General features: G+C 63.3%; 22 protein-coding genes. 5 read left to right on the top strand and 17 right to left on the bottom strand.

Going from position 1 to position 25,823, the window contains the following annotated elements; translation table 11 throughout:
- Window positions 1–2: 2 nt before the first annotated feature.
- The 16 genes from LDZ26_RS01440 to LDZ26_RS01365 form a co-directional block, all read right to left on the bottom strand.
- The gene (locus LDZ26_RS01440; RefSeq protein WP_244847861.1) at window positions 3–2,441 is read right to left on the bottom strand and encodes a 3-hydroxyacyl-CoA dehydrogenase/enoyl-CoA hydratase family protein; all 2,439 of its coding nucleotides are present in this window, start codon (window positions 2,439–2,441) and stop codon (window positions 3–5) included.
- 122 nt (window positions 2,442–2,563) lie between these two features.
- On the bottom strand, window positions 2,564–4,351 hold the full coding sequence (locus tag LDZ26_RS01435; RefSeq protein ID WP_244847860.1) for an acyl-CoA dehydrogenase C-terminal domain-containing protein: 1,788 nt from the start codon (window positions 4,349–4,351) through the stop codon (window positions 2,564–2,566).
- A gap of 69 nt (window positions 4,352–4,420) precedes the next feature.
- On the bottom strand, window positions 4,421–5,116 hold the full coding sequence (locus LDZ26_RS01430; protein WP_244847859.1) for a TetR/AcrR family transcriptional regulator: 696 nt from the start codon (window positions 5,114–5,116) through the stop codon (window positions 4,421–4,423).
- Between the two features lie 257 nt (window positions 5,117–5,373).
- Window positions 5,374–6,654 (bottom strand): phosphatidylserine/phosphatidylglycerophosphate/cardiolipin synthase family protein, encoded by a 1,281-nt coding sequence (locus LDZ26_RS01425; RefSeq protein ID WP_244847858.1) that lies wholly within the window; start codon window positions 6,652–6,654, stop codon window positions 5,374–5,376.
- Window positions 6,651–7,127 carry a dihydroneopterin triphosphate diphosphatase gene (nudB, locus tag LDZ26_RS01420; protein WP_244847857.1) on the bottom strand — a complete coding sequence of 159 codons (477 nt, stop codon included), beginning with the start codon at window positions 7,125–7,127 and terminating at the stop codon, window positions 6,651–6,653. The genes LDZ26_RS01425 and nudB overlap by 4 nt, the downstream gene beginning before the upstream one ends.
- 102 nt (window positions 7,128–7,229) lie before the next feature.
- A complete protein-coding gene (gene aspS / locus LDZ26_RS01415; RefSeq protein ID WP_244847856.1) occupies window positions 7,230–9,032 on the bottom strand; it encodes an aspartate--tRNA ligase in 1,803 nt (600 codons plus the stop codon).
- Window positions 9,033–9,120: 88 nt separating this feature from the next.
- Window positions 9,121–9,783 carry a DUF502 domain-containing protein gene (locus LDZ26_RS01410; RefSeq protein ID WP_175939420.1) on the bottom strand — a complete coding sequence of 221 codons (663 nt, stop codon included), beginning with the start codon at window positions 9,781–9,783 and terminating at the stop codon, window positions 9,121–9,123.
- 133 nt (window positions 9,784–9,916) lie between these two features.
- Window positions 9,917–10,273, bottom strand: a complete 357-nt coding sequence (locus LDZ26_RS01405; protein WP_244847855.1) for an FmdB family zinc ribbon protein — start codon at window positions 10,271–10,273, stop codon at window positions 9,917–9,919.
- A 134-nt stretch (window positions 10,274–10,407) separates the two neighbouring features.
- Window positions 10,408–11,034, bottom strand: coding sequence for a methyltransferase domain-containing protein (locus tag LDZ26_RS01400; RefSeq protein ID WP_244847854.1), 627 nt, complete (start codon window positions 11,032–11,034; stop codon window positions 10,408–10,410).
- A gap of 28 nt (window positions 11,035–11,062) precedes the next feature.
- On the bottom strand, window positions 11,063–12,637 hold the full coding sequence (gene ubiB, locus LDZ26_RS01395; protein WP_206467479.1) for a ubiquinone biosynthesis regulatory protein kinase UbiB: 1,575 nt from the start codon (window positions 12,635–12,637) through the stop codon (window positions 11,063–11,065).
- Between the two features lie 22 nt (window positions 12,638–12,659).
- Entirely contained in the window at window positions 12,660–13,352 is a 693-nt protein-coding gene (locus LDZ26_RS01390; protein WP_244847853.1) for an SCP2 domain-containing protein, read from the bottom strand.
- 152 nt (window positions 13,353–13,504) lie between these two features.
- Window positions 13,505–14,494: a Tim44 domain-containing protein gene (locus LDZ26_RS01385; RefSeq protein ID WP_244847852.1), complete on the bottom strand. Its 990-nt coding sequence runs from the start codon at window positions 14,492–14,494 to the stop codon at window positions 13,505–13,507.
- Between the two features lie 25 nt (window positions 14,495–14,519).
- Entirely contained in the window at window positions 14,520–15,251 is a 732-nt protein-coding gene (gene ubiE, locus LDZ26_RS01380) for a bifunctional demethylmenaquinone methyltransferase/2-methoxy-6-polyprenyl-1,4-benzoquinol methylase UbiE (protein WP_244847851.1), read from the bottom strand.
- Between the two features lie 82 nt (window positions 15,252–15,333).
- A complete protein-coding gene (locus tag LDZ26_RS01375) occupies window positions 15,334–15,744 on the bottom strand; it encodes a gamma-butyrobetaine hydroxylase-like domain-containing protein (protein WP_175939401.1) in 411 nt (136 codons plus the stop codon).
- 20 nt (window positions 15,745–15,764) lie between these two features.
- The gene (locus LDZ26_RS01370; protein WP_244847850.1) at window positions 15,765–16,199 is read right to left on the bottom strand and encodes an HIT family protein; all 435 of its coding nucleotides are present in this window, start codon (window positions 16,197–16,199) and stop codon (window positions 15,765–15,767) included.
- 36 nt (window positions 16,200–16,235) lie between these two features.
- The gene (locus LDZ26_RS01365) at window positions 16,236–20,330 is read right to left on the bottom strand and encodes an FAD/FMN-binding oxidoreductase (protein ID WP_244847849.1); all 4,095 of its coding nucleotides are present in this window, start codon (window positions 20,328–20,330) and stop codon (window positions 16,236–16,238) included.
- Between the two features lie 195 nt (window positions 20,331–20,525).
- Here LDZ26_RS01365 and LDZ26_RS01360 point away from each other — a divergent pair, with 195 nt between their 5' ends.
- The 5 genes from LDZ26_RS01360 to LDZ26_RS01340 all read left to right on the top strand — a co-directional run bounded on the left by LDZ26_RS01360 (window position 20,526) and on the right by LDZ26_RS01340 (window position 25,328).
- A complete protein-coding gene (locus LDZ26_RS01360) occupies window positions 20,526–20,843 on the top strand; it encodes a hypothetical protein (RefSeq protein WP_244847848.1) in 318 nt (105 codons plus the stop codon).
- A 12-nt stretch (window positions 20,844–20,855) separates the two neighbouring features.
- On the top strand, window positions 20,856–22,379 hold the full coding sequence (ilvA, locus tag LDZ26_RS01355; RefSeq protein ID WP_244847847.1) for a threonine ammonia-lyase, biosynthetic: 1,524 nt from the start codon (window positions 20,856–20,858) through the stop codon (window positions 22,377–22,379).
- Between the two features lie 14 nt (window positions 22,380–22,393).
- Window positions 22,394–23,305: a 5'-nucleotidase gene (locus LDZ26_RS01350; protein ID WP_244847846.1), complete on the top strand. Its 912-nt coding sequence runs from the start codon at window positions 22,394–22,396 to the stop codon at window positions 23,303–23,305.
- Entirely contained in the window at window positions 23,302–24,126 is an 825-nt protein-coding gene (queF, locus tag LDZ26_RS01345) for an NADPH-dependent 7-cyano-7-deazaguanine reductase QueF (protein ID WP_244847845.1), read from the top strand. The genes LDZ26_RS01350 and queF overlap by 4 nt, the downstream gene beginning before the upstream one ends.
- Window positions 24,127–24,551: 425 nt before the next feature.
- Window positions 24,552–25,328, top strand: coding sequence for an FtsK/SpoIIIE domain-containing protein (locus tag LDZ26_RS01340; protein WP_244847844.1), 777 nt, complete (start codon window positions 24,552–24,554; stop codon window positions 25,326–25,328).
- An 86-nt stretch (window positions 25,329–25,414) separates the two neighbouring features.
- On the opposite strand, the gene LDZ26_RS01335 is transcribed toward LDZ26_RS01340, so the two are convergent.
- Window positions 25,415–25,804, bottom strand: a complete 390-nt coding sequence (locus LDZ26_RS01335; RefSeq protein ID WP_244847843.1) for a RidA family protein — start codon at window positions 25,802–25,804, stop codon at window positions 25,415–25,417.
- Between the last annotated feature and the right edge of the window lie 19 nt (window positions 25,805–25,823).

Below are 25,823 nucleotides of genomic sequence, written 5' to 3'. Positions count from 1 at the left end.
GCTCAGTTGCGAACCGGCTTGCCGGTCTGCAACATGCCCATGATCCGTTCCTGCGTCTTTTGCGTGCCGAGCAGTTCGATGAACGCGCGGCGCTCCAGCCCAAGCAGCCATTCCTCGTCGACGAGACTGCCGCCTTCCACGTCGCCGCCGCACACCACTTCCGCGATACGGCTCGCAATCAGGAAGTCGTGATCGCTGATGAAGCGGCCGTCGCGCATGTTGACGAGCGATGCCTTGATGGTCGACAGCGCCGAGCGGCCCGCGACCGGAATCTGCTTCGCGCGCAGCGGCGCGCGGTAGCCGGAATCCGCAAGCGCGCGCGCTTCCTTCTTCGCGATGTCGAGCAACTCGTGGACGTTGAAGACGATGGTGTCCGAGGGCTTCAGATAACCCATCGCGCGTGCTTCGAGCGCCGAGCCGGAGACCTTCGCCATCGCCGCGTTTTCGAACGGCTTTTGCAGGAACTTCAACAGATCGCTCGTCGCGTTGACGGCGCTCGCGGCTTCGGCCGCGCGCAACGCGGCTTCCTTCAACCCGCCGCCCGCCGGCACGAGACCCACGCCCACTTCCACCAGTCCGATATAGCTTTCGACATGCGCGACGCGCTTAGCCGAATGCAGCATCAGTTCGCAGCCGCCGCCGAGCGCAATGCCCGACACCGCGCAGACCACCGGCACGTTCGCGTACTTCACGCGCATCATGCTGTCCTGGAACTTCTTGACGAACGGCTCGATGCCCTTCGCGCCGCCCATCATGAACGCGGGCATCGCCTCTTCGAGATTCGCGCCCGCCGAGAACGGACCGCCCGGCGCGCCGAGCGTGAGCGAAGTCGGCTGCCAGATCACGACGCCGCGATACTCCTTCTCTGCGAGTTCGATGGCTTGCGTGAGGCCGTCGAGCACGCCGGGACCGATGGTGTTCATCTTCGTCTTGAACGAGACGATGACCACGTCACCGTCGTCGCCGTCGTCGCGGTCGAGCCAGGCGCGCACGCTGTCGGTTTCGAAGAGCGTCTTGCCGAAGGTCTTCGGGTCGGCGCCGCTTTCACCGACGAGCGGCGCGCGGAACACTTGCTTCTGGTAGACCGGCAGCGTCGAACGCGCGACGAAACGGCGAGCCTGCGGCGACCACGAGCCTTCGTTCGTGTGCACGCCGCCCTTCTCGGCGACGGGGCCGTCGAGCACCCAGGCGGGCAGCGGCGCTTTGGAGAGCGCCTTGCCGGCTTCGATGTCTTCCTGCACCCATTGCGCGACTTGCTGCCAGCCCGCCGCCTGCCAGCTTTCGAACGGGCCCTGGTTCCATCCGAAGCCCCAGCGGATCGCGAGATCGACATCGCGCGCGTTATCCGCGATCGATTCCAGATGCACCGCGATGTAATGGAACACGTCGCGGAAAATCGCCCAGAGGAACTGCGCCTGCTTGTTGTCGGTTTCGCGCAAGAGCTTGAGGCGCTCGGCGGGCGGGCGCTTCAGAATGCGGCCGACGAGTTCGTCCGTCTTCGCGCCCGCTTCGACGTATTGCGCCGTCTGCGGGTCGAGCACCTTGATCGCCTTGCCTTCCTTGCGATAGAAACCCGCGCCCGTCTTCTGCCCGAGCGCGCCGTTCTTCACCAGTTCGGCGAGCACGGGCGGCGTGGCGTAGACCGGGAAGAACGGATCGTCCGGCAAGTTGTCCTGCATCGTCTTGATGACGTGCGCCATCGTGTCGAGACCGACGACATCCGCCGTGCGGAACGTCGCGGACTTCGCGCGGCCGAGGCGCGCGCCGGTCAGGTCGTCCACTTCGTCGAAACGCAGGCCGAACTTCTGGCTCTCGGCGATCACCGCGAGAATCGAGAACACGCCCACGCGATTCGCGATGAAGTTCGGCGTGTCTTTGGCGCGCACGACGCCCTTGCCGATGGCGCTCGTCAGAAAGGTTTCGAGCTGGTCGAGAATCTCCGGCTTGGTCGATGCGGTCGGAATGAGTTCGACCAGATGCATGTAGCGCGGCGGATTGAAGAAGTGCACGCCGCAGAAACGCGCCTTGAGTTCATCGGAGAAACCGTGCGACAACTCGGTGATCGACAAGCCCGAGGTATTGCTCGCGAAGATGGCGTGCGGCGCGATGTGCGGCGAGACCTTCTTGTAGAGGTCGTGCTTCCAGTCCATGCGCTCGGCGATGGCTTCGATCACGAGATCGCATTGCGCAAGACGCGCGATGTCGTCTTCGTAGTTCGCGGGCTCGATGTACTGCGCGTCGTCCTTCATGCCGAGCGGCGCGGGCGAGAGCTTCTTCAGATTCTCGATGGCCTTGAGCGCGATGCCGTTCTTCGGGCCTTCCTTCGCGGGAAGATCGAAGAGCAGCACGGGCACGCGCGCGTTGATGAGGTGCGCGGCGATCTGCGCGCCCATCACGCCTGCGCCGAGCACGGCGACTTTGCGGATGTTCAGGGTGCTCACGGGAAAGCCTCCGTATGAGTGGTGCTTGTCTGCCCGCAGCGCAGTCGAAGTCGATTGCGCCGCGAGCCGTTTGATCGGGGTGTCGCGGTTCGGAGAGCCGAACCGTCGCGTTGCGCTTGTGTTCAGAACAAGGCTTCGTCGTAGTCCATCATCGGCTTCGCGCCCGCGCGCGCGGCGCGGATGGTCGAAGCCGTTTCGGGCAGGAGCTTCGCGAAGTAGAAGCGCGCGGTGGCGAGCTTCGCCTTGTAGAACGCGTCGCCTGATGCGGCATTGTCGAGCGCCACGCGCGCCATGCGCGCCCAGAAGTACGAGAACACCAGATGCCCGACCGTGCGCAGATACGGCACGGCTGCGGCCCCCACTTCGTCCGGGTTCTGCATCGCCTTCATGCCGATTTCCATCGTGAGCTTCTGCACCTTCTCGCCGATATCCGCGAGCGGGTTGATGAACTCCTGCATCTCCGGCTTCACGCCTTCTTCTTCGACGAAATCCGTTACGAGCTTGCCGAAGCGCTTCAGCTTCGCGCCCATGTCGCCGAGAATCTTGCGGCCGAGCAGGTCGAGCGCCTGAATGGAGTTCGTGCCCTCGTAGATCATGTTGATGCGCGCGTCGCGCACGTACTGCTCCATGCCCCACTCGGAGATGAAGCCGTGGCCGCCGTAGATCTGCATGGCGAGGTTCGTGCCTTCGAACGCGTTGTCGGTCAGGAACGCCTTGATGACCGGCGTGAGCAGCGCGACGAAATCGGCGGCTTCGCGGCGCGAGGCTTCGTCTTCGTGCGAGAGTTCCTTGTCGATGTTGAGCGCGGCCCAGTACGCGAACGCGCGGCCCGCTTCGGCGTACGCCTTCTGCGTGAGCAGCATGCGGCGCACATCCGGATGCACGATGATCGGATCAGCGGGTTTGTCCGGCGCTTTCGGGCCGGTGAGCGAGCGCATTTGCAGGCGCTCTTTCGCGTAGACGAGCGAGTTCTGATACGCGACTTCCGTGAGTCCCAGGCCCTGCATGCCGACGCCCAGACGCGCCGCGTTCATCATCACGAACATGGCGTTCAAGCCCTTGTTCGCTTCGCCGACGAGCCAGCCCTTCGCGCCGTCCAGATTCATCACGCAGGTCGCGTTGCCGTGAATGCCCATCTTGTGCTCGATCGAGCCGCACTTGATGCCGTTGCGCTCACCCGGCGCGCCGCTCGCGTCCGGGATGAACTTCGGCACGATGAAGAGCGAAATGCCCTTCGTGCCGGCCGGCGCGCCGGGCAGCCGTGCGAGCACCAGATGGACGATGTTCTCGGCCATATCGTGTTCGCCGCTCGAGATAAAGATCTTCGTGCCGGTCAGCGCGTACGAACCGTCGTTATTCGGCTCGGCTTTCGTGCGCAGGATGCCGAGGTCGGTTCCGCAATGCGGTTCGGTCAGGCACATCGTGCCGGTCCACTCGCCGGAGACGAGCTTCGAGAGATACGTCGACTTCTGCTCCGGCGTGCCGTGCGCGTGCAGGCATTCATACGCGCCGTGCGAGAGGCCCGGATACATGGTCCACGCCTGATTCGCCGAGTTGAGCATTTCGTAGAGCGCGTTATTGACGAACGCGGGCAGCCCCTGGCCGCCATATTCGGGATCGCAGCCGAGCGCGGGCCAGCCCGCCTCGACATACTGGCGATACGCCTCCTTGAAGCCCGCAGGCGTCGTAACGACGCCGTCGCCCTCGTAGGTGCAACCTTCGCGGTCGCCGCTCTGGTTCAGCGGAAACACGACTTCGGAGCAGAACTTGCCGGCCTCTTCGAGCACCTGGTTAATGGTGTCCGCGTCCAGGTCGGCATGCTTCGGCATGCGCTTCAGTTCGGCTTCGACGTTCAGCAGTTCGTGCAGCACGAACTGCATGTCGCGCAAGGGGGCGGCGTACTGTCCCATGAGTCTCTCCAGTTTCTAGAAGCTTGCGTCGTGCGCCGCCGAACCCTTGGGACGATTCGATCGGCGCCGCTAACGGCTGTCCGGTTGATGCGAAGTTAGATTCGTCGCCGCGCTCGTGGCTGCGTGGGCGGCCGGCTCGCTGGTTTCGCGGCCGCCGCCATCGGCAGACGAGTGCGACGTCTGATATGAAACGATCGTCTTTTCCAGCGCGTCCCGCGTCAGTTGCACCGCTTCCGGCAGATGCAGGAAACGCGCGTCGTGATGCAGGCCGAGCGTGAAGCTGTACAACTCGAAGAGCATCAGCTTCGGGTCCGTCTCCGGCTTCAGATGCCCTTCTTCCTTCGACTGGCGAATGGCCCGCAACAGCGCCTCGCGCCACGTCGTCACACTGTGGACGAGCTGCTCGCGCACCGCGCTCGCCGCGCGATCGTCGTATTCCACCGCGCCGCTGATATAGATGCAGCCGGTGGTGACCTCCTCGATGCGCTTCTCCATCCAGCGGCTCATCATCGCGCGCAGTCGCGGCAAGCCGCGCGGTTCACGCAAGCTCGGGAAAAACACTTCGTCTTCGAACCGGCGGTGGTACTCGCGCACCACTTCCACCTGCAGATCCTCGCGCGAACCGAAGTGCGCGAACACTCCGCTCTTGCTCATCTGCATCCGCTCGGCCAGAAGACCGATGGTGAGTCCCTCCAGTCCGTCCCTGCTCGCCAGATCCAACGCTGCGTCGAGAATCGCGGCCCGCGTCTGTTCGCCTTTTCGCATGATCCCACCGTCCTCTCGTGACCCCATTGAAAACGAACGGCCGTTCTATTATTGTGGCCGATCGCTGCTGAAACAAGCAAAATTTTAGAAAGCGGTTTCTAACTGCCGCATCAATCAATAGGGTAAGTCCTATATTTGCCCGCCCTATTGTCCTTTTTTGTGTGCGGACTGCCTCTAAGTGACTGCCCGACTTCCCATTTGCTGGGAGCATGTTGCCGGTTGGCAGTTACATTGTCGAATCAGCAGTAATTGGGCCGTCAATCGTACTGCCCGATGGTGATGAGTTTCATCGTCATGCGGTAGGTGTTGTACGCGAGCCAGCTCAGGAGTCGCTCGCCTACCGGGCGCGACGCGTAGTGTTTTTCGTCGATGCGGCTGCCTTCGTCGAACGCCTGGAGGATGGCGTCGTGCAGGCCCGCGATCTCTGCGTGGTTGACGAGCACCATGTTGGCTTCGTTGTTCAGCACGAGCGAGAGCGCGTCGAGATTGGACGAGCCGATGGTCGCCCAGTCGGCGTCCACGACCGCGACCTTGCCGTGCAGGATCGTCTTCTCGTATTCGGCGATGCGCACGCCATTCTTCAGCAGATTGCCGTAGAGGAACGGCGTGGCGTAGTCGAGCGCGACGAACTCCTTGCGCCCGATCACGAGCGACACGCGCACCCCGCGCCGCGCCGCGAGCACGAGCGCGCGCCGCAGCTTGCGGCCCGGCATGAAGTACGGATTGGCGAGCAGAACTTCGCGCTCCGCATGGGCGATGGCGCGCAGATACGCCTTTTCGATGGCCCGGCGATTCAGCAGATTGTCGCGCGCCACGAACGCGACGCACGGTTGATCGACCGCATGGATTTCGCCGAGCTGCGCGCGGCGCCTGGCGCGCATCGCGCGCCGCGTATTGCGGCGGTTGTGCTCCGGCTGCGGTTCGCACGACGACGAACGCGGCTCGCGCGGCTTGACGCCGAGGCGGATGCGCTCCCATTGAAGGTCGAACGCGTTGCGCACGTCGGTGACCACCGGCCCTTGCGCCTCCATCGCGAAATCCCAGCGCGGCTCCGGCAAACGCGTGCCGTTCTGGTCGTAATCGTCGACGATATTGATGCCGCCGCAAAACGCGTACGTGTTGTCGATCAGCGCGAGCTTACGGTGCGTGCGCGAAAAGCCGAGCGGCCCGAACAGCAGATGCGGATTGTAGATTCGATGCTCGACGCCGCCCGCCTTCCACTGCTCGAACATCGGCAGCTTGCCGTCGGTGCCGATGCCGTCCGTGATCACGCGCACCGTGACGCCGCGCGCGGCGGCCCGCAAGAGCGCGTCGGAGACGGCGCGGCCGGCGTCGTCGTTCGCGAAGATGTAGGTTTCCAGCGAAACCGTGTTCTGCGCGCCGTCGATCCGCTCGATCAGCGCGGGAAAGAACTGCGCGCCGCTTTTGAAGATGCGAACGTGGTTGCCCGCGGTGAAGCAGAAACGCGGCGGACGTCGCCCGGAGAAGAGCGCCTGGCGCAGTCGCTTGAAACTGCGCCGCGGCCGCAAACCGATCATCGGCTATGCGCCGCGAGGCGCTCGGGCAATTGAAGAATGGCTTCGCGGTTGGACCACGAGAAGCAGCGGTCGGCGGCTTCGCGCAAGGGCAGCCACAGATGCGACGTGTGTTCGCGCGGCGCGAGCGTCACTTCCAGACAATGCGGCACGCAGAGACTGAACTGATGTTCCGTGTTGCGCGTGATGCCTTCGGCGTAACGGTGCCGCCACTGCGGATAGATGTCGTACTGAATGCTGTGATGCCAGTTCAGCAGCGCGCTATGCGGCACGAGCGGACTGCCGACGATGATCCCCGTTTCCTCCTGCACTTCGCGCGCGGCGGTCTCTTCGAGCGGCTCGTCGATGCGGTCTTTCGAGCCCGTCACCGATTGCCAGAAGCCCGGATGATCCGCCCGCTCGATGATGAGCACGTCGAGGTCGGGCGTATGAATCACGACCAGCACGGATTCGGGGATTTTCGGTGGCTTCTGCATGACCATGTGAACGTGCGCGTTGTCTCGTATCCGGCAAAGACTGTAGCGCAAAAAACGAAAAAGGCGCACTCGGCGCCTTTTTCGTCACAACATCAACAATGCTTATTGCGTCTTTTGTTCGGGTTGCCGCAGACGGATGTGCAACTCGCGCAACTGGCGCTCGTCCACTTCGCTCGGCGCTTGCGTGAGCAGGTCCTGCGCGCGCTGCGTCTTCGGGAACGCGATCACGTCGCGGATCGAATCGGCGCCGGACATCAACGTCACGATGCGGTCCAGACCGAACGCGATACCGCCGTGCGGCGGCGCGCCGTATTGCAGCGCGTCGAGCAGGAAGCCGAACTTCAGACGCGCTTCTTCCGCGCCGATCTTCAGCGCGCGGAACACCTTGCTCTGTACGTCTTCCTGGAAGATTCGCACCGAACCGCCGCCGATTTCCCAGCCGTTCAGCACCATGTCGTACGCCTTCGCGAGACAGCGGCCCGGATCGGTTTCGAGATATTCGAGGTGCTCGTCCTTCGGGCTCGTGAACGGATGGTGCGCGGCCACGTAGCGGTTTTCTTCCTCGTCGTATTCGAACATCGGGAAGTCGATCACCCACAGCGGCTTCCAGCCGGATTCGAGCAGGCCGGTCGCCTTGCCGAATTCCGAATGGCCGATTTTCAGGCGCAGCGCGCCCAGGCTGTCGTTCACGACCTTCGTGCGGTCCGCCGCGAAGAAGATGATGTCGCCGTCTTCCGCGCCCGTGCGCTCCATGATGGCGGCGAGCGCCGCGTCATGCAGATTCTTGACGATCGGGCTTTGCAGACCGTCGCGGCCCTTGGTCTTGTCGTTGACCTTGATCCACGCGAGGCCCTTCGCGCCGTAAATGCGCACGAATTCCGTGTAACCGTCGATATCGCCGCGCGACAGTTCGCCGCCCTTCGGCACGCGCAAGGCAGCGACGCGGCCGTCCTTCGAATTGGCCGGCATGCTGAACACCTTGAAATCGACGTCCCTGACCGCGTCGGTCAGATCGGCGAATTCGAGCTTCACGCGCAGGTCCGGCTTGTCCGAGCCGAAACGGCGCATCGCTTCCGAGTACAACATGACCGGAAATTTCTCCGGCAGCGCGACGTCCATCGTCTCCTTGAAGACGTGGCGGATCATGTTTTCGAACAGATCGCGGATTTCCTGCTCGTTCAGGAACGACGTTTCGCAGTCGATCTGCGTGAATTCCGGCTGACGGTCCGCGCGCAGGTCTTCGTCGCGGAAGCACTTGGTGATCTGGTAGTAGCGGTCGAAGTTCGCGACCATCAGCAATTGCTTGAACAATTGCGGCGATTGCGGCAGCGCGAAGAACTGTCCCGCGTTCACGCGCGACGGCACGAGATAGTCTCGGGCGCCTTCCGGCGTGCTCTTGGTCAGCATCGGCGTTTCGATGTCGATGAAGCCTTGCGCGTCCAGATACTTGCGCACTTCGATCGCCACGCGATAGCGCAGGCGCAGGTTCTTCTGCATCTGCGGACGGCGCAGGTCCAGCACGCGATGCGTGAGACGCGTGGTCTCCGACAGGTTGTCGTCGTCGAGCTGGAACGGCGGCGTCACCGACGCGTTCAGCACGTTCAGTTCATGACACAGCACTTCGATCTTGCCGCTCGTCAGATTGGCGTTGACCGTACCTTCCGGACGGTTGCGCACGACGCCCTTCACCTGCACGCAGAACTCGTTGCGCACGCCTTCGGCCACCTTGAACATCTCGGCCCGATCCGGATCGCAGACGACCTGGACGAGCCCTTCGCGATCGCGCAAGTCGATGAAGATAACGCCCCCGTGGTCGCGGCGGCGATGCACCCAGCCGCACAGCGAGACGGTTTGGCCCAGCAGGGCTTCGGTCACCAGACCGCAGTATTCAGATCGCATCGACATGATGTTGTGTCTTTCGTTGTTCGTTGATGAACGGCTCGCGTGCGGATCGCGCTCTTCGTCGGCTCGATTCGCGGCACGCGCGCCGGCATTACATCGGCGGCTCGGTGGGGCGGCGGGCGGGCGCGACCGACAGCGGCGCGCTCGGCGCGGGGGCGACCACGCCCATCGAGACGATGTACTTCAGTGCGGCGTCGACGGTCATATCCAGTTCGACGACCTCGCTTTTCGGCATCATCAGGAAGAAGCCGGACGTGGGGTTCGGCGTGGTAGGCACGTAGACGCTCACGTGATCTTCCTTCAGATGATTGAGCACGTCGCCGCCGGGAATGCCGGTCAAAAACCCGATGGTGTACGAGCCCTTGCGCGGATATTCGACCAGCAGCGCTTTGCGAAATGCATTGCCGCTCGACGAGAGCAGCGTGTCCGAAACCTGTTTCACGCTCGTGTAGAGCGGGCCGACGACCGGAATGTGGCGAAGAATGGCGTCCCACCAGCCGACGAGTTTCTGCCCGACGAAGTTCTGCGTAAAGAGGCCGACGACGAAGATGAAGGCGAGCGTGAGCAGCGCGCCGAGTCCCGGCAGATGGAACCCGAAGACACGCTCCGGCTGCCACGCGGCCGGCAAAAGGAGCAGCGTCTGATCCATGGTCCCGATCACGAGGCCGAGCACCCACAGCGTGATGGCGAGCGGCACCAGCACCAGGAGGCCGGTGAGGAACACGGTTTTCAGCGTAGTCTTTTTCGTGGTCACGTTGTTGTCGCTAGGGTGACGGGCGTCGGGTTGGCCGCGATCCGCGCGCGCTCAGGGCGCGCGCTCTGACAGGCGGTACGGGACGGAATGCGCAGCCGGCGCGAAGCTCGCGCCGTGCGTGACGTATGCGCTTTTAGGCTGCGCCCGAAGGCGTCGCGGGCGCTGCGGGCGTCGAACCGCTTGCAGCGGTCGCTGCGCTCGCGGGAGCCGGCGCATCCGACGTTGACGCACTGCCCGCTTTCGCGCTATCGCCGGAATTCGAATTGCCCGCGCTGTCGCCGGACTTCGGCGCAGCAGAACCGTTGCTGCTGCCGCGGAAATCGGTGACATACCAGCCGGAGCCTTTCAACTGGAACCCTGCCGCGGTCACTTGCTTGGAAAACGCGTCCTGTCCGCAGGCGGGACATTGCGTGAGCGGTGCGTCGCTCAACTTCTGAAGCACGTCTTTTTCGTGGCCGCAGGATGCGCAGCGGTATGCGTAAATCGGCATGGCACTCTTCCTACAATGATCTGTCGACGCTTGCAAAGCCTTGAATTATAGCCGCAAACCCGCTTTCGGCCGCCATTTTCGGCCGGCCTCGCGCCGTGCGGCTTCGTCCGGAGATGGGGGCGAAGACGAATAATTCAAGCGCGCCGCCACGTCAGCCAGCGTTCACGGCCGGCAAAGACCGGTATCGAGCCGCTGACTTCGTGATCGTCGATCAATTCGAAGTGGGGAGTGAGCAGCGCGTCGAGTTCATTGCGCTCGATGCCGAACGGCGGTCCTTTCGGCGTCGCGCCGATGAAAAAGAAGCCCGCGAGCCGCGCGCCGGGGCGCGCGATCGCCGCCATGCGCTTTGCGTAATCGGTCCAGCGGTCTTTCGGCAGCGCGCACAGAAAGGCGCGCTCGTAGATCCAGTCGGGCGCGAACGGCGGCTCATAGGCGAAGAAATCGGCCTCTTCGACGACGCCCGCGTGCGCGCCCAACTGAGCGCGCGCCGCCGCGACCGCGCTCGGCGAGAAATCGATGGCGCGCACGGTCATGCCTCGCTCGGCGAGATACGCGGCCTCGTAAGCGTTGCCGCAGCCGGGAATCAGCACGCGCGTGGCTTCGGGCGCGGCCAACGCGGACACGAACGTGCGGAACGCATCGGGCACGCCTGCCTGATCCCACGGCATGAAGCGGCGATCGAACCGTTCGTCCCAGAAACCGGGCGAATTCGGGTCGCGGTTCTCGAAGGACGGAACCTCCGCGCTGCTCGAATTGCTCATCGAATCTCCTCGCGCCGGCTCGCCGTAATCAAGGATGGCCCATCCAGAATTGCGCGATGACCACGCCCGCGCCCGCAATGACGCCCAGCCCGACGACGAGCAATGTCGTCAGCAGCCGGTTCGTGCGCTTTTGCTCCGCGAGCAATTGGCGCATGGTTTCGTCGTTATTCCCGCGCGGCGCGTCGTGCCGTTCCGCGAGCAAGTGATGAATCAGCCGCGGCAGTTGCGGAATGGTCTTGCTCCACTGCGGCGCTTCCATTTGCAGACGTTCGTACCAGCCGCGCCAGCCGATCTGCTCGTTCATCCAGCGTTCGAGGTAGGGCTTCGCGGTCTTCCACAAGTCGAGTTCCGGATCGAGCGATCGGCCCAGCCCTTCCACGTTCAGCATCGTCTTTTGCAGCAGCACGAGTTGCGGCTGAATCTCGACGTTGAAGCGGCGCGAGGTCGAAAAGAGCCGCATCAACACCTGTCCGAGCGAAATGTCCTTGAGCGCACGGTCGAAATAGGGCTCGCACACGGCGCGAATCGCGCTCTCCAGTTCCTCGACGCGCGTGCTCGGCGGCACCCAGCCGGATTCGAGATGCAGCGTCGCCACGCGGTGGTAATCGCGCTTGAAGAACGCGAGGAAGTTCTGCGCAAGGTAGTTCTTATCGAAGTCCGAGAGCGCCCCGACGATCCCGAAGTCGAGCGCAATGTAGCGGCCGAAGGTCGCCGGATCGAGGCTCACCTGAATGTTGCCGGGGTGCATGTCCGCGTGAAAGAAGCCGTCGCGGAACACCTGCGTGAAGAAAATCTCGACGCCTTCGCGCGCGAGCTTCGGAATATCGACACCGGCCGCGCGCAGCGTTTCGACTTGCGAGATCGGCACTCCGACCATGCGCTCCATCACGAGCACCGTGGGCGCGGACAAATCCCAGTACATCTCCGGCACGAGCAGCAGATCGAGGCCCTGGAAATTGCGGCGCAACTGGCTGCCGTTGGCGGCCTCGCGCATGAGGTCGAGTTCGTCGTGCAGATATTTGTCGAATTCCGCGACGACTTCACGCGGCTTCAGCCGCCTGCCGTCCGGCCACAGACGCTCGGCCCAGATCGCGATATCGCGCAGAAGCGCGAGGTCCGAATCGATCACGGGCAACATGCCCGGCCGCAACACCTTCACGGCGACAGGTTTGCCGGCGTGCTCGCCATGCCGGATCTTCGCGAAATGCACCTGCGCGATCGACGCGCTCGCCACCGGCACGCGCTCGAAGTCGTCGAAGAGTGCGTCGATCGGCGCGCCGAGCGCCTTCTCGATGATCGAAACCGCGACGTTCGAATCGAACGGCGGCACGCGATCCTGCAACTTCGCGAGTTCGTTGGCGATATCGACGGGCAACAGATCGCGCCGCGTCGACAACACTTGACCGAATTTGACGAAGATCGGTCCGAGGCTTTCCAGCGCGAGGCGCAACCGGATGCCGCGCTCGACATCGAAGCGGCGGCCGAACGTCGTCACGCGCATGAGGTAGCGCACGCGGCGGTCGTTGATGCCGCTCATGACCAGTTCGTCCAGGCCGAAGCGGACAATCGTGAAGAAAATCTTGAGGAAACGCAGAAAACGCATGGTCGGTGTTCGCTTCAGCTCGTTATTTGCGGGAGTCGCGCCCGGACTCGCCGCCGGTCCGCGCTGAAGCGCCGCGCGCCGACTCTCGTTGTTCGATCCGCTCGATGCGCTTTTCCACACGCGCGAGCGCGTCGCGCGCCTGCGACAACTCGGCGTTGAACGCATCCAGCGCGCTCTTGCGCACGAGTTGCGGGCGCTCATCCAGCAAATACTCGGCCACGGAGTCAAGAAGATTGCGGCCCGTGCGCTGCGCCTGCGTCTGCATCGTCCTCGCGATCATGCCGATGCGATGCGCGGGCGCATCGCCGATCACGCGGGACAAGTCTTCCTCCGGGTCCCAGCGCAGGTGCTCCGCGAGCTTGGCAAGCGTCTGCGCGAACTCGGCATCGCCTTCTATGCGCACGTGCTTCATCACCGCCGCCTGACCGCCTTGCAGGAACGCGGGAAGCGCATCGAACGGAACGGCGATGCTGACGTCGAAATGGCCGGCTTGCGCCTCGCTCGTCGCGACGAAAAGCCCGTCCGCCTGCGCGACGAGCGCGATCACGAACGGCGCGCACGAGAGCCGGACGGACTTGCCGGCGTACGGCTGGAGGCGCTCGCGCGCCCACGGCTCGCGGGCGAGAAGATGATTCACGACAGCCGCGAACGCACCGGACGCGGTCTTGACGGCAGGATCTACAAGGGAGCGGGAAGGTTCGTGTGCGTTCGTCATCGGCTCTGAGATGAAAAAACCCGCGCAAGCGGTCGCTCGCGCGGGTTCTATTCTACGGTGTAGGCAAACTCCGCGAACGCGGAGCCGCTTCTCGACGCGCCCCGCTGCCGACGAGCGGCGCGATGCCGCCGCGCCGGCGTGCGGGGACGCGCTCAACTGACCTGCTGAATGCCGGCCAGCAGCCAGCCTTCGTTGCCGGACTTCTGCTTCGACAGATTCCAGATTTCGACAAACGGCTCGGCCGCCGCCCCTTCCGATTCGCGGATCAGACCGTGGAAGCGCACGCTCGCCAGATACTCGGACGCGCGATCTTCCACGCCGAGCACGTCGGCGTTGAGCTGAACCACGTCCGTGCGATTCGGCGCGCCGCCGCGTGCATCGATGTCGAGCTTCACTTCGGCGAACATCTCCGGCGTGGTGAACTCGCGAATGTCGTTGACGTTGCCGCGGTCCCACGCGTCCTGCAGGCGCACGAAGTACACCTTCGCGTTACGCAGGAACGCTTCGGTGTCGAAGCCTGCGGGAACGTTGACCGGCGCGGCCTGCGTCGCCGGCGAATCGATATAGTCCGCGCCGAAGCCCGCGGGCTGCGACATGCGCGGCGGCTCCTGATTCAGGCCGCTGCGCGCCGACGCGCCATAGGGCGACGCGCCCGCGCCGGCATACGCCGGCGTCGATGCGCCGTGCCGTTTGCGCATGAAGAAGCGGAACAGCATGACGGCCGCGAGCACGATCAGCGCGATCATGATCATGTTGGCCATGGCGCCGGCGAACGCGCCGCCGAGCCCGAAATGCGACAGCAGCGCCGCGATGCCCAGACCAGCCGCAAGGCCGGCGATCGGCCCGAGCCAGCGGTTACGCGCCGGTTGAGCGGCGGGCGGTGCGGCGGGCGCGGGCTGCGCGCGCTGCGGTTGCGCGGACTGGCTCGGCTGCATGGACTGCGACGGCGGCGTTGCTTGGTGCTGCTGCGTGGCCGTCGCCGACTGGCGGCCCATGCTGCGGCCACCGCCCATGCGACGCGCCTCGGCGTCGTCCGCGAAGATTGCGCCAGCCGTAATAACGCCAGCGAGCGCCAAGATTCCGGCCTTCCTGAACATCGAGTTCAGAAAACCCCGGGATTGGGGTGTGCGCGAATCGGACATATCGAATCCTTTAGAGAGTGGAACATCAAAATTTCGTCCCGACGTGTAACGCTACCACGCCACCTGACAAATTGTAATATTCGACTCGATCCAGTCCTGCTTGTTCCATCATCGTCTTCAATGTTTCCTGATCCGGGTGCATGCGGATGGACTCGGCCAGATAGCGATAGCTGTCCGCGTCCTTTGCCACCTTATCGCCGAGCCAGGGCAGAATCTTGAAGCTGTAAATGTCGTACGGCTTCTTGAGCGGTTCCCACACTTTCGAGAATTCCAGCACGAGCAGACGGCCGCCCGGCTTGAGCACGCGGTACATTTCGGCCAGCGCGCGCTCCTTGTGCGTCATGTTGCGCAGCCCGAAAGCCACCGTCACCACGTCGAAATAGTTGTCGGGAAACGGAATCTTCTCCGCGTCGCACAGGAGCGTCGGCGTGATGACGCCCTTGTCCAGCAGACGATCGCGTCCCACGCGCAGCATCGATTCGTTGATGTCCGTGTGCCAGACTTCGCCCGTTGCGCCGGCCTGCCTGGCGAACGCCATCGCGAGGTCGCCGGTGCCGCCCGCGATGTCCAGCACCTTGTAACCCGCGCGCACCTTCGCCTGCCCGATCGTGAAATGCTTCCATATGCGATGCAGCCCGCCGGACATCAGGTCGTTCATCAGGTCGTAATTGCTCGCGACGGAGTGGAACACGCCCGCCACCTTGCTCGCCTTCTCCTGCTCGTCGACCGTTTCGTATCCGAAGTGGGTCTTGCTCATTGCGCTCTTTCCTCGCATGTTGTTCGTATCTGCCTGCGCAATCGTCGCGCCGGCCCGCGGCGTTATGCCGCGCATATTTCGTTCAGTGACAGTGCCCGCCCGCAGGCTTCGCGGCCATCGGCGCGTCGCGGTCGATGCCGGCGGCCTGCAGCTTCGTCAGATAGTCGCGCCAGCGTTCGTCCTGTTTCGTCGCGAGATCGTAAAGGATGTCCCACGAATAGATGCCGGTATTGTGCCCGTCCGAAAAATTCAACTGCAGCGCGTAATGTCCGACCGGCTCGATGCCCGTAATGGCGACTTCGCGCTTGCCCGTCTGCAGCGTTTCCTGCCCCGGCCCGTGGCCTTGCACTTCGGCGGACGGCGAATAGACGCGCAACAGTTCGAACGGCACGCGATACGACTCCTTCTCGCCGTATTGCAACTCCAGCACGCGGGATTTCGAATGCAGAACGACGCCGGTGGGAATCGGCGTCGTCGATGTCAGTCCGCTCATGGTGAGCCTTATCTCTTAAGTTAGTGTTGGCCGAACGCCTGATTCAGCTCGCGGCGAATGGCTTCGCGCAGAAGCGTCGCCTGCGCGCGGCGCTTGGCGAGTTGCGCCTCGGACACCGTGCGCTGGCGCGGCGCCCAGATGGGCAACGGAAAACGGGAATCGTTGGAAAAACGCGGAATGACGTGCCAATGCAGATGCGGCACCTGATTGCCGAGGCTCGCCAGATTGATTTTCTCGGGCACGAGCACGCGACGCATCGCGCGTTCGACGCCGTTGACGGCGGTCATCACGCGCGCGCGGTCGGCATCGGCCAAGTCCGACATTTCGGCGACATGCGCGCCCCAGATCACGCGACAAAAGCCGGGCCAGTCCGGCTCGTCGGCGAGGACGACGCGCAACGCGTCGTCCGACCACAGCACTTCGCCGCCGTCTTCGCGGCAAAACACACAGTCCATCTCAAACCTCTAGCGAATCAAACCTCGATTTCGCTATTACACCAGCACGCGCTCGATACCGCCATTGTTCGCGCGTTCGACGTACTGCTCCATCCAGTTTTCGCCCAGCACCTTGCGCGCCATTTCGACGACGATATAGTCCGCCTCGACGTTGGCGTCCTCGTTGTAGCGCGAGAGGCCTTGCAGGCACGACGGGCAGCTCGTGAGAATCTTCACGTCGGTGCCCTCGGTCTGCGCGCCGTCGCCCGCCGAGAGCACGGAGCCGGGCGCGGCGCCCGCCGTGCCCGCCGACGCGTTCATCGGATTGATCGCGTTCGAGCCGGCAACCGACGTCAGCGGAATGCCGCGCAGATTGGCCGCGCCCTTGCGCACTTCCTCCTCCTTGCGAAAGCGCACCTGCGTCGCGATGTCCGGGCGCGTGACCGCGAACGTGCCCGACTCGCCGCAGCAGCGATCGTTCTTCTGAATCTTGTAGCCGTCGTTCTGCGAGCCCATCAGATCGTTGACGAGCTTCACCGGATCCACCGTCTTGATCGGCGAGTGGCAAGGATCGTGATACATGTAGCGCGTGCCCTTCACGCCGTCCAGCCGAATGTTCTTCTCCAGCAGGAATTCGTGAATGTCGATGATCCGGCAGCCGGGGAAAATCTTCTCGAATTCATAGCCCGCGAGCTGGTCGTAGCAGGTGCCGCACGACACCACGACGGTCTTGATATCGAGATAGTTCAGCGTATTCGCCACGCGATGGAACAACACGCGGTTGTCCGTGACGATCTTCTCCGCCTTGTCGAACTGGCCGGCGCCGCGCTGCGGGTAGCCGCAGCACAGATAGCCCGGCGGCAGCACGGTCTGCACGCCCGCTTCCCACAGCATTGCCTGCGTGGCGAGACCGACCTGCGAGAACAGACGCTCCGATCCGCAACCGGGGAAGTAGAACACGGCTTCCGAATCGACGGTCGTCGTCTTCGGATTGCGGATGATCGGGACGATCTTGTTGTCCTCGATGTCGAGCAGCGCGCGCGCCGTCTTCTTCGGCAGATTGCCCGGCATCTTCTTGTTGACGAAGTGGATCACCTGCTGCACGACGGGCGGCTTGCCGGTCGTCGAAGGCGGATGCGCGGTCTGCTTCTTCACAATCTTCTTCAGCACGTCGGTGCCGAGGCGCTGCGCCTTGTAGCCGACGCCCATCATCGCGGTGCGCGCGACGTTGATGGTCTGCGGATTCGTCGCGTTGAGGAAGAACATGCCCGCCGCGTTGCCCGCGTTGAACTTCTTCTTGCCCATCTTGCGCAAGAGGTTGCGCATGTTCATCGACACGTCGCCGAAGTCGATCTTCACCGGGCACGGCGTCGCGCACTTGTGGCAGACGGTGCAATGGTCGGCGACGTCGTTGAATTCGTCCCAATGCTTGATCGACACGCCGCGACGCGTCTGCTCTTCGTACAGGAACGCTTCGACGAGCAGCGAAGTCGCGAGAATCTTGTTGCGCGGGCTGTAGAGCAGGTTCGCGCGCGGCACGTGCGTCGCGCAGACCGGCTTGCACTTGCCGCAGCGCAGGCAGTCCTTGATCGAATCGGAGATCGCGCCGATATCCGACTGCTGCATGATGAGCGATTCGTAGCCCATCAGCCCGAACGACGGCGTGTACGCGTTGCGCAAGTCCGCGCCTTCGAGCAGCTTGCCCGCGTTGAAGCGCCCTTGCGGGTCCACGCGCTTCTTGTACGCGCGGAAGTCGCCGATTTCCTCGTCCGTCAGGAATTCGAGCTTCGTGATGCCGATGCCGTGCTCGCCGGAGATCACGCCATCCAGCGAACGCGCGAGCTTCATGATGCGCGCCACCGCGTGATGCGCGTCCTGCAGCATCTCGTAGTTGTCGGAGTTGACCGGAATATTCGTGTGGACGTTGCCGTCGCCCGCGTGCATGTGCAGCGCGACGAACACGCGGCCGCGCAGCACGTGTTTGTGGATGGCCTGCGCTTCGTCGAGGATCGGCTTGAATTCGCCGCCGTTGAAGATCTGGCGCAACTCCGCGCGAATCTCCTGCTTCCACGAAATGCGCAGCGTGCGATCCTGCGCGAGATGGAACACCGTGGCGTCAGGCTGCACGTCCACGCGATCCGCGAACTTCTCGGCGAACGCCTCGTAGCCGAGCGTCACCAGATAGTGCTGCGCCTCGCGCAGCGGCAAGTCCAGCTTCTCGCCGACGAACGTCCAGCGTTCGCGCACGCGCTTGAGCAGATCGAGCGCCTGCTGCACGCGGTCTTCGAGCAGTTCGGCGCTCGGAATTTCGTTCGCGTCGTCGCTCTTGCCGAGCGGCAGCTTGCCATTGCGGAAGAACGCTTCGAGCGCATCCAGCAATTGCAGCTTGTTCTTGATCGACAGCTCGATGTTGATGCGCTCGATGCCGTCCGTGTACTCGCCCATGCGGTTGAGCGGAATCACGACGTCTTCGTTGATCTTGAACGCGTTGGTGTGCTTGGCGATCGCGGCCGTGCGCGAACGGTCGAGCCAGAAACGCTTGCGCGCCTCCGCGTTCACCGCGACGAAGCCTTCGCCGCTCTTGCCGTTCGCCATGCGCACGACTTCGGACGTGGCCTGCGCGACGGCATCGGCGTCATTGCCGACGATATCGCCGATGAGCACCATCTTCGGAAACGCGTTGCGCTTGCTCTTGGTCGCATAGCCGACCGCGCGCAGATAACGCTCGTCGAGGTGTTCGAGGCCCGCGAGAATCGCGCCGCCCTGCTTCGACGTTTCGAAGAGATAGTCCTTGATCTCGACGATGCTCGGAATGGCGTCGCGCGCCTGCCCGAAGAATTCGAGGCAGACGGTGCGCGTGTGCGCCGGCATCTTGTGCAGAATCCAGCGCGCGGACGTGATGAGGCCGTCGCAGCCTTCTTTCTGCACGCCCGGCAGCCCGGACAGGAACTTGTCGGTCACGTCCTTGCCGAGCCCTTCCTTGCGGAACGTGCGGCCGGCAATGTCGAGGTTTTCGCTGCGGATCAGCTTCTCGCCGGGCGCGCGATTGCCGTCGAACCAGTCGAGCCGGAAGCGCGCCACTTCGACGTCGTGAATCTTCCCGCAGTTGTGGTCGAGACGCGTGACTTCGAGCCAATTGCCTTCGGGATCGACCATGCGCCACCAGGCGAGGTTGTCCAGCGCCGTGCCCCACAGCACCGCTTTCTTGCCGCCCGCGTTCATCGCGACATTGCCGCCGACGCACGACGCATCGAGCGATGTCGGATCGACCGCGAACACGAAGCCCGCCTGCTCGGCCGCTTCCGTGACGCGGCGCGTGACGACGCCCGCGCCGGAGAAAATCGTCGCGACTTTATGATCGACGCCCGGCAGGTCGGTCATCTCGACCGGCCCGAGCTGTTCCAGCTTTTCCGTGTTGATGACCGCCGAAAACGGCGTGAGCGGAATGGCGCCGCCGGTATAGCCGGTGCCGCCGCCGCGCGGAATCACGGTCAGGCCGAGTTCGAAGCACGCCTTGATGAGCCCCGCGATCTCGGCTTCCGTATCCGGCGTCAGCACGACGAACGGATACTCGACGCGCCAGTCGGTCGCGTCCGTCACGTGCGAAACCCGCGCGAGGCCGTCGAAGCGAATGTTGTCCTTCTGCGTTTGCTTGCCGAGCACGCGCGACGCGCGGCGGCGCAAATCGGCCATGCGGCCGAATTCGGAAGCGAAGTCGTCCACGGCGCGGCGCGCGGCGGCAATCAGCAGTTGCACGCGTTCAGCGCGCTCGCGGCTGCCTGCTTCTTCGCTGTGCTCGGACAAGTCCGCGCTGCGGCGCTTCTCGATTTCGGTCAGGCGATGGTTCAGCGCCTCGACCAGCATCGCGCGACGCTTCGGGTTGTCGAGCAGATCGTCTTGCAGATACGGATTACGGCGCACGGCCCAGATGTCGCCCAGCACTTCGTACAGCATGCGCGCGGAGCGGCCGGTGCGGCGCTCGGCGCGCAGTTCGTCGAGCGCGGCCCAGGCTTCGTCGCCCAGGAGCCGCATGACGATTTCGCGGTCCGAAAACGACGTGTAGTTATAGGGAATTTCGCGAAGACGCGGCTCGATATCGAGCGCCAAGGCGGCATGGGCGCCGTTCGGATCGAAGGCTTGAGGTGCGTTCATGTTCGACGGTTCGGTGGTTCGGCGAGTGCGCTTTGCAAAGCGCGGACGCCGACGGTGCGCGTGGGGGCGCAGATTTTCGAATGAGACTTTTGTTTGCGAAGGCGGGCGATTCGCCTGAAAGCGCCGGCTTGCGCGGATGCCGCGAGCCTCACGGCGCCGCCTTCGATGTGCCCGAGATCAACGCCACGATCGCGCATGGCGCGCATGCCGCTCGGCCGCCGCGTGATGCGCGCGGGGAACATGCGCCAGAAATTCGATCCGAAGCTGCAAGTGCATCTGCCGGTCCTGATTGCTGATTTGCAAAAAGAAATTCTAACCCATCGCGAAAATCGCCGTTGGCGGCCGCTAGCACGACGAAGGGGCTTTTGCGCGCCCATTTTCGCCGCCGTTTGGCGTTTTTGCGCGCTTTTAGGCGTCCGGCCGGTCGGTCAAAGCCGCAGGGAGCCGGAAACCCGGTCCTTTGCGGCTATCATTGATGTTTTCGCCCTGAAAAAGCGCAGCCGATCTGCCTGACGAGTCCTCCGCATGAACCATCCCGATTATTTGAAGAAAGTGCTGACGGCGCGCGTCTACGACGTCGCACGCGAAAGCGAGCTGGAACCCGCGCGCAACCTGTCGGCGCGCCTGCGCAACTCCGTGTACTTGAAGCGCGAAGACAATCAGCCGGTCTTCTCGTTCAAGATTCGCGGCGCGTACAACAAGATGGCGAACCTGCCGGCGGATGTGCTCTCGCGCGGCGTCATCACGGCGTCGGCGGGCAATCATGCGCAGGGCGTGGCGCTCTCGGCGGCGCGGCTCGGCTGTCGCGCGGTGATCGCGGTGCCGACCACCACGCCGCAAGTCAAGATCGACGCCATTCGCACGCACGGCGGGCCGACGGTCGAGATCGTGCTGGCGGGCGAATCGTACAGCGACGCCTACGCGCGCGCCGTCGAGCTTCAGGAAGAGCGCGGCCTCACCTTCGTGCATCCGTTCGACGATCCTGACGTCATTGCCGGGCAAGGCACCGTCGCGATGGAAATTCTGCGCCAGCATCAGGGCCCGATTCACGCGATCTTCGTGCCGATCGGCGGCGGCGGACTGGCGGCGGGCGTCGCGGCGTACGTGAAGGCGGTGCGGCCGGAGATCAAGGTGATCGGCGTGCAGACCGAAGATTCCTGCGCGATGGCGCGCTCGATCGCGGCGGGCGAGCGCGTGACGCTCGGCGAAGTCGGCCTGTTCTCGGACGGCACGGCGGTGAAGCTCGTCGGCGAGGAAACGTTCCGGCTGTGCCGCGAACTGCTCGACGAAGTGCTCACCGTCGATACCGATGCGCTCTGCGCCGCCATCAAGGACGTGTTTCAGGACACGCGCAGCGTGCTCGAACCGGCGGGCTCGCTCGCCGTCGCGGGCGCGAAGCTGTATGCGGAACGCGAGGGCATCGAAGGCAAGACGCTCGTGGCCGTCACGTCCGGCGCGAACATGAACTTCGACCGCATGCGCTTCGTCGCGGAACGCGCCGAAGTGGGCGAGGCGCGGGAAGCAGTGTTCGCGGTGACGATTCCCGAGGAGCGCGGCAGCTTCCGGCGCTTCTGCGAACTCGTCGGCACCCGCAGCGTCACTGAATTCAACTACCGCATCGCGGATGCGCGCGCCGCGCATATCTTCGTCGGCGTGCAGATCAAGTCGCGCAAGGAGACGGCGCAGATGATGTCGTCGTTCATCGAGCATGGCTTTGCGACCGTCGATCTGTCGCACGACGAGCTTTCCAAGCAGCACATTCGCTACATGGTGGGCGGCCATTCGCCGCTCGCGCAGGACGAGCGCCTGTTGCGCTTCGAATTCCCCGAACGGCCGGGCGCGCTGATGAAGTTCCTGTCGTCGATGGCGCCGAACTGGAACATCAGCCTCTTCCACTATCGCAATCAGGGGGCGGACTACAGCTCGATTCTGGTCGGCATTCAGGTGCCGCAGTCGGACAACGCCGAGTTCGAGCGTTTCCTCGCGACGCTCGGCTACCCGTGGTGGGACGAGCAGGCGAACCCGGTCTACAAGCTGTTCCTCGCTTAAAGCCCGGGCAGCCGATGGCCTTCACGCTCGAAGACAAGCTCGTCGTCGCGATTTCGTCGCGCGCACTTTTCGACTTCGAAGAGGAAAACCGCGTCTACGAAACCGGCGATCTCGCCCGCTACGAGGCGCTGCAACGCTCGCGGCTCGACACGCCCGCGAAGCCGGGCGTCGCGTTCGGGCTGATTCGCAAGCTGCTGGCGTTGAACGCGCACGAGCAGCGCGTCGAAGTGGTGATTCTGTCGCGCAGCGATCCCATCAGCGGCCTGCGCGCGTTCCATTCGTGCCGCGAGCACGGGCTCGCGATCGAGCGCGGCGTGTTCACGCGCGGGCGCTCGCCGTTTGCCTACTTGAAACCGCTGCGCGCGTCGCTATTTCTGTCGGCGAACCCGGACGACGTGCGCGCCGCGCTCGCCGCTGGCTTCCCCGCCGCGCGCGTGCTGCCCGAAACGCCGCGCGCCGCGAGCCGGTATGCTGATGAAATCCGCATCGCGTTCGACGGCGATGCCGTGCTGTTCTCCGACGAAGCCGAACGCGTGTTCCAGACCGAAGGCTTGGGCGCGTTCGTCGGTCACGAGACGCAGAAGAAGGATTCGCCGCTTCCGGGCGGACCGCTGAAGCCGCTTCTGGCGGCATTGAACAAGCTGCAACGCATTGCCGACGACAACGAAAGCCAGTCGCCGATGCACATTCGCACCGCGCTCGTCACGGCGCGCTCCGCTCCCGCGCACGAACGCGCGATCCGGACGCTGATGGCGTGGAACATCGAAATCGACGAAGCGATGTTCTTAGGCGGCCTCGACAAGGGCGAATTCCTGCGCGAATTCGAACCCGACTTTTTCTTCGACGACCAAATCCGCCACTGCGAATCGGCCCGCGTCGTGACCGCGACGGGGCACGTTCTCAGCGGCATAGCGAACGCACCATGACACCCGACCAATCTCCGCTCGGCAAAGCCGTCAACTACACCGAACAGTACGATCCCTCGCTGCTCTTTCCGATCGACCGCAAGCGCGCACGCGACGAAATCGGTGTGCCTGCGCGCCTGCCGTTCTTCGGCACCGACGTCTGGAATGCATACGAGCTTTCGTGGCTGAACAGGCGCGGCAAGCCGCAGATCGCGGTCGCGACGTTCTTCGTGCCGGCGGAATCGCCGAACATCGCCGAATCGAAGTCGTTCAAGCTGTACCTCGGATCGTTCGCGCAGACGCAGTTCGATTCCATCGACGACGTGCGCGCCGCCATAAAGCGCGATGTCTCGGCGACGTGCGGCGCAACGGTGTCGGTGCAGCTCATGCCGCCCGCCGATTTCGGCAAGCTCACGATGGCAGAATTCGACGGCTTGTCGCTGGACCGGCTGGACCTCGATTGCGAGATTTATGCGCCGGACCCGTCGCTGCTGTCGGCATCGCATGACGAAGCGCCTGTCGACGAGACGCTGTTTTCGAACTTGCTGAAGTCGAATTGTCCGGTTACCGGGCAGCCGGATTGGGGCAGCGTGCAGATTCGCTATTACGGCGGACAGATCGACCACGCGGGTTTGCTGCGGTATATCGTGTCGTATCGCGAACACACCGGGTTCCACGAGCAATGCGTCGAACGCATCTTCATGGACATCATGCGCGAGTGCAAACCGGAACGGCTCGCGGTGTATGCGCGGTACACGCGGCGCGGCGGCTTGGATATCAATCCGTTTCGGACTAACTTCAATTTGCCGATGCCGGATAATGCGCGGTTGGGGAGGCAGTAAGGCAGGACCGCGCGCGTTGAACATACGAACCGGCAACCACTTCGCACGTAACGCTCACATCACCACGACGCCAGTACAGAAGGCCCGCTGTGAATCGGATCATTCCGATTTGTGGCGGGCTTTTTTGCGCCTCACGTATCTTCGACTTATTTAGTAAACCGTATAATCCAGGCGATCTACGCGACAGCTAAAAACGGTGAAGATGAGCAAGTTGTTGCATTCAGAAAGCGATCATCTGTCCATTGATACGCTTTGGGACAGTCTGGTAGCTGACGTTCGCTCAGAGTACCTGTCGCCCGCTCAAAAGTATCCTTGGATCATCGGCTTTTCGGGAGGCAAGGACTCGACGTTGGTCGCGCACCTAGCCTTTGAAGCGCGTTCTGATTGACATCGCGAGACCGCGGGCTCAATGGACGCCTATTGATTTGTCCGATCTGAAGCGTTGGTGTGGTAACAGTCCTAGTCCTGGGGACTTATCTGTCTTTATGGGACTTGACGTGACCGGCGAGAGCGTTTCGATTGACCTGGGCGCGGCGCCACATATGTTACTCGGCGGAGCGACCGGCATGGGAAAGAGTGTTTGCCTGCATTCCGTCATCCTGTCACTTCTACTCCGTCACAAGTCTGACGACGTGCAACTGGCGCTCGTCGATCCCAAACAAGTCGAATTTTCACCTTACTCGGACATCGATTTCCTCTTCGGTGATGAGGTTGTGTCAGAGGCGACGGTGGCCTTGAAGCTCTTCCAAGGTCTCGTAGCAGAGATGGATGCGCGCTATGCCACTCTGAAGGCCTTGGGTGTATCGACTATCGGAGCGGCTAGGTCCGCGGGGGCCCAACTCCCGTATATCGTCGTCATTGTGGAAGAATTCGCTGACTTGGTCCTACAGAACAAGCAGATCGAACCGTTGGTGATTAGACTGGCTCAGAAAGCACGAGCTTCAGGCATTCACTTGGTGTTGGCAACGCAGCGCCCAGACGCAAAGACTTTCTCCGGTCTAATTCGAAGCAATATTCCGACACGGATCGCGTTGACTGTTCAAAAAGAGGCTGAGTCCCGGATCATACTTGATGAAGGCGGCGCGGAATCGCTGACTGGCGCTGGCGACATGCTCATTAAACTCCCGGGCAGATCACTTCTTCGCGCGCATGGCCCACTCATCACGTTGGACGATGTCAAGGCGGTCGTGCAAGCCATATAGAGAAACAATTCTCGCGGAACGCAACTGCGAATTGGAGTGACGTCGCTATGGCCGTCACTCCACTCGATACTGTCTTACGTACGATTTCAGCGAGTCGCCGGCTTCTTATAAGCCACGCAATCCACCTCCACCTTGCAGTCGATCACCATCGACGACACCACGCACGCCCGCGCCGGCGGGTTCGCGCCGAAGTACTCCTTGAACACCTTGTTGAACGAAGCAAAGTCGCGCGGATCGTCCAGCCACACGCCGCAGCGCACCACATGCTCGGTGCCGTAGCCCGCTTCTTCAAGAATGGCGATCACGTTCTGAATCGCCTTGTGCGATTGCTCGACGATACCGCCGTTGATCACCTCGCCGTCCTGCATCGGCGTCTGGCCCGACACGTAGAGCCAGCCATCGGCCTCGACCGCGCGTGCGAACGGCATATGCGCGCCGCCTTGTCCCTTGCCGCCTTCCACGCCATAACGCTTCATCTTTCCACTCCTTTTGGTA

The organism is Caballeronia sp. SL2Y3 (assembly GCF_022879575.1).
GTDB lineage: Bacteria > Pseudomonadota > Gammaproteobacteria > Burkholderiales > Burkholderiaceae > Caballeronia.
This window is presented reverse-complemented; position numbering and strand designations above follow the sequence as displayed.

Excerpts from the sequence above, each read along its gene's own strand:
- LDZ26_RS01375 (WP_175939401.1), bottom strand. The coding sequence starts at position 15,744 with ATGAGCGGACTGACATCGACGACGCCGATTCCCACCGGCGTCGTTCTG.
- LDZ26_RS01425 (WP_244847858.1), bottom strand. The coding sequence starts at position 6,654 with ATGATCGGTTTGCGGCCGCGGCGCAGTTTCAAGCGACTGCGCCAGGCG.
- LDZ26_RS01430 (WP_244847859.1), bottom strand. The coding sequence starts at position 5,116 with ATGCGAAAAGGCGAACAGACGCGGGCCGCGATTCTCGACGCAGCGTTG.
- ilvA (WP_244847847.1), top strand. The coding sequence starts at position 20,856 with ATGAACCATCCCGATTATTTGAAGAAAGTGCTGACGGCGCGCGTCTAC.
- LDZ26_RS01385 (WP_244847852.1), bottom strand. The coding sequence starts at position 14,494 with ATGTCCGATTCGCGCACACCCCAATCCCGGGGTTTTCTGAACTCGATG.
- LDZ26_RS01365 (WP_244847849.1), bottom strand. The coding sequence starts at position 20,330 with ATGAACGCACCTCAAGCCTTCGATCCGAACGGCGCCCATGCCGCCTTG.
- ubiE (WP_244847851.1), bottom strand. The coding sequence starts at position 15,251 with ATGAGCAAGACCCACTTCGGATACGAAACGGTCGACGAGCAGGAGAAG.
- ubiB (WP_206467479.1), bottom strand. The coding sequence starts at position 12,637 with ATGCGTTTTCTGCGTTTCCTCAAGATTTTCTTCACGATTGTCCGCTTC.
- LDZ26_RS01400 (WP_244847854.1), bottom strand. The coding sequence starts at position 11,034 with ATGAGCAATTCGAGCAGCGCGGAGGTTCCGTCCTTCGAGAACCGCGAC.
- queF (WP_244847845.1), top strand. The coding sequence starts at position 23,302 with ATGACACCCGACCAATCTCCGCTCGGCAAAGCCGTCAACTACACCGAA.
- LDZ26_RS01435 (WP_244847860.1), bottom strand. The coding sequence starts at position 4,351 with ATGGGACAGTACGCCGCCCCCTTGCGCGACATGCAGTTCGTGCTGCAC.
- LDZ26_RS01360 (WP_244847848.1), top strand. The coding sequence starts at position 20,526 with ATGGCGCGCATGCCGCTCGGCCGCCGCGTGATGCGCGCGGGGAACATG.
- nudB (WP_244847857.1), bottom strand. The coding sequence starts at position 7,127 with ATGCAGAAGCCACCGAAAATCCCCGAATCCGTGCTGGTCGTGATTCAT.
- LDZ26_RS01405 (WP_244847855.1), bottom strand. The coding sequence starts at position 10,273 with ATGCCGATTTACGCATACCGCTGCGCATCCTGCGGCCACGAAAAAGAC.
- aspS (WP_244847856.1), bottom strand. The coding sequence starts at position 9,032 with ATGTCGATGCGATCTGAATACTGCGGTCTGGTGACCGAAGCCCTGCTG.
- LDZ26_RS01390 (WP_244847853.1), bottom strand. The coding sequence starts at position 13,352 with ATGACGAACGCACACGAACCTTCCCGCTCCCTTGTAGATCCTGCCGTC.
- LDZ26_RS01335 (WP_244847843.1), bottom strand. The coding sequence starts at position 25,804 with ATGAAGCGTTATGGCGTGGAAGGCGGCAAGGGACAAGGCGGCGCGCAT.
- LDZ26_RS01350 (WP_244847846.1), top strand. The coding sequence starts at position 22,394 with ATGGCCTTCACGCTCGAAGACAAGCTCGTCGTCGCGATTTCGTCGCGC.
- LDZ26_RS01370 (WP_244847850.1), bottom strand. The coding sequence starts at position 16,199 with ATGGACTGTGTGTTTTGCCGCGAAGACGGCGGCGAAGTGCTGTGGTCG.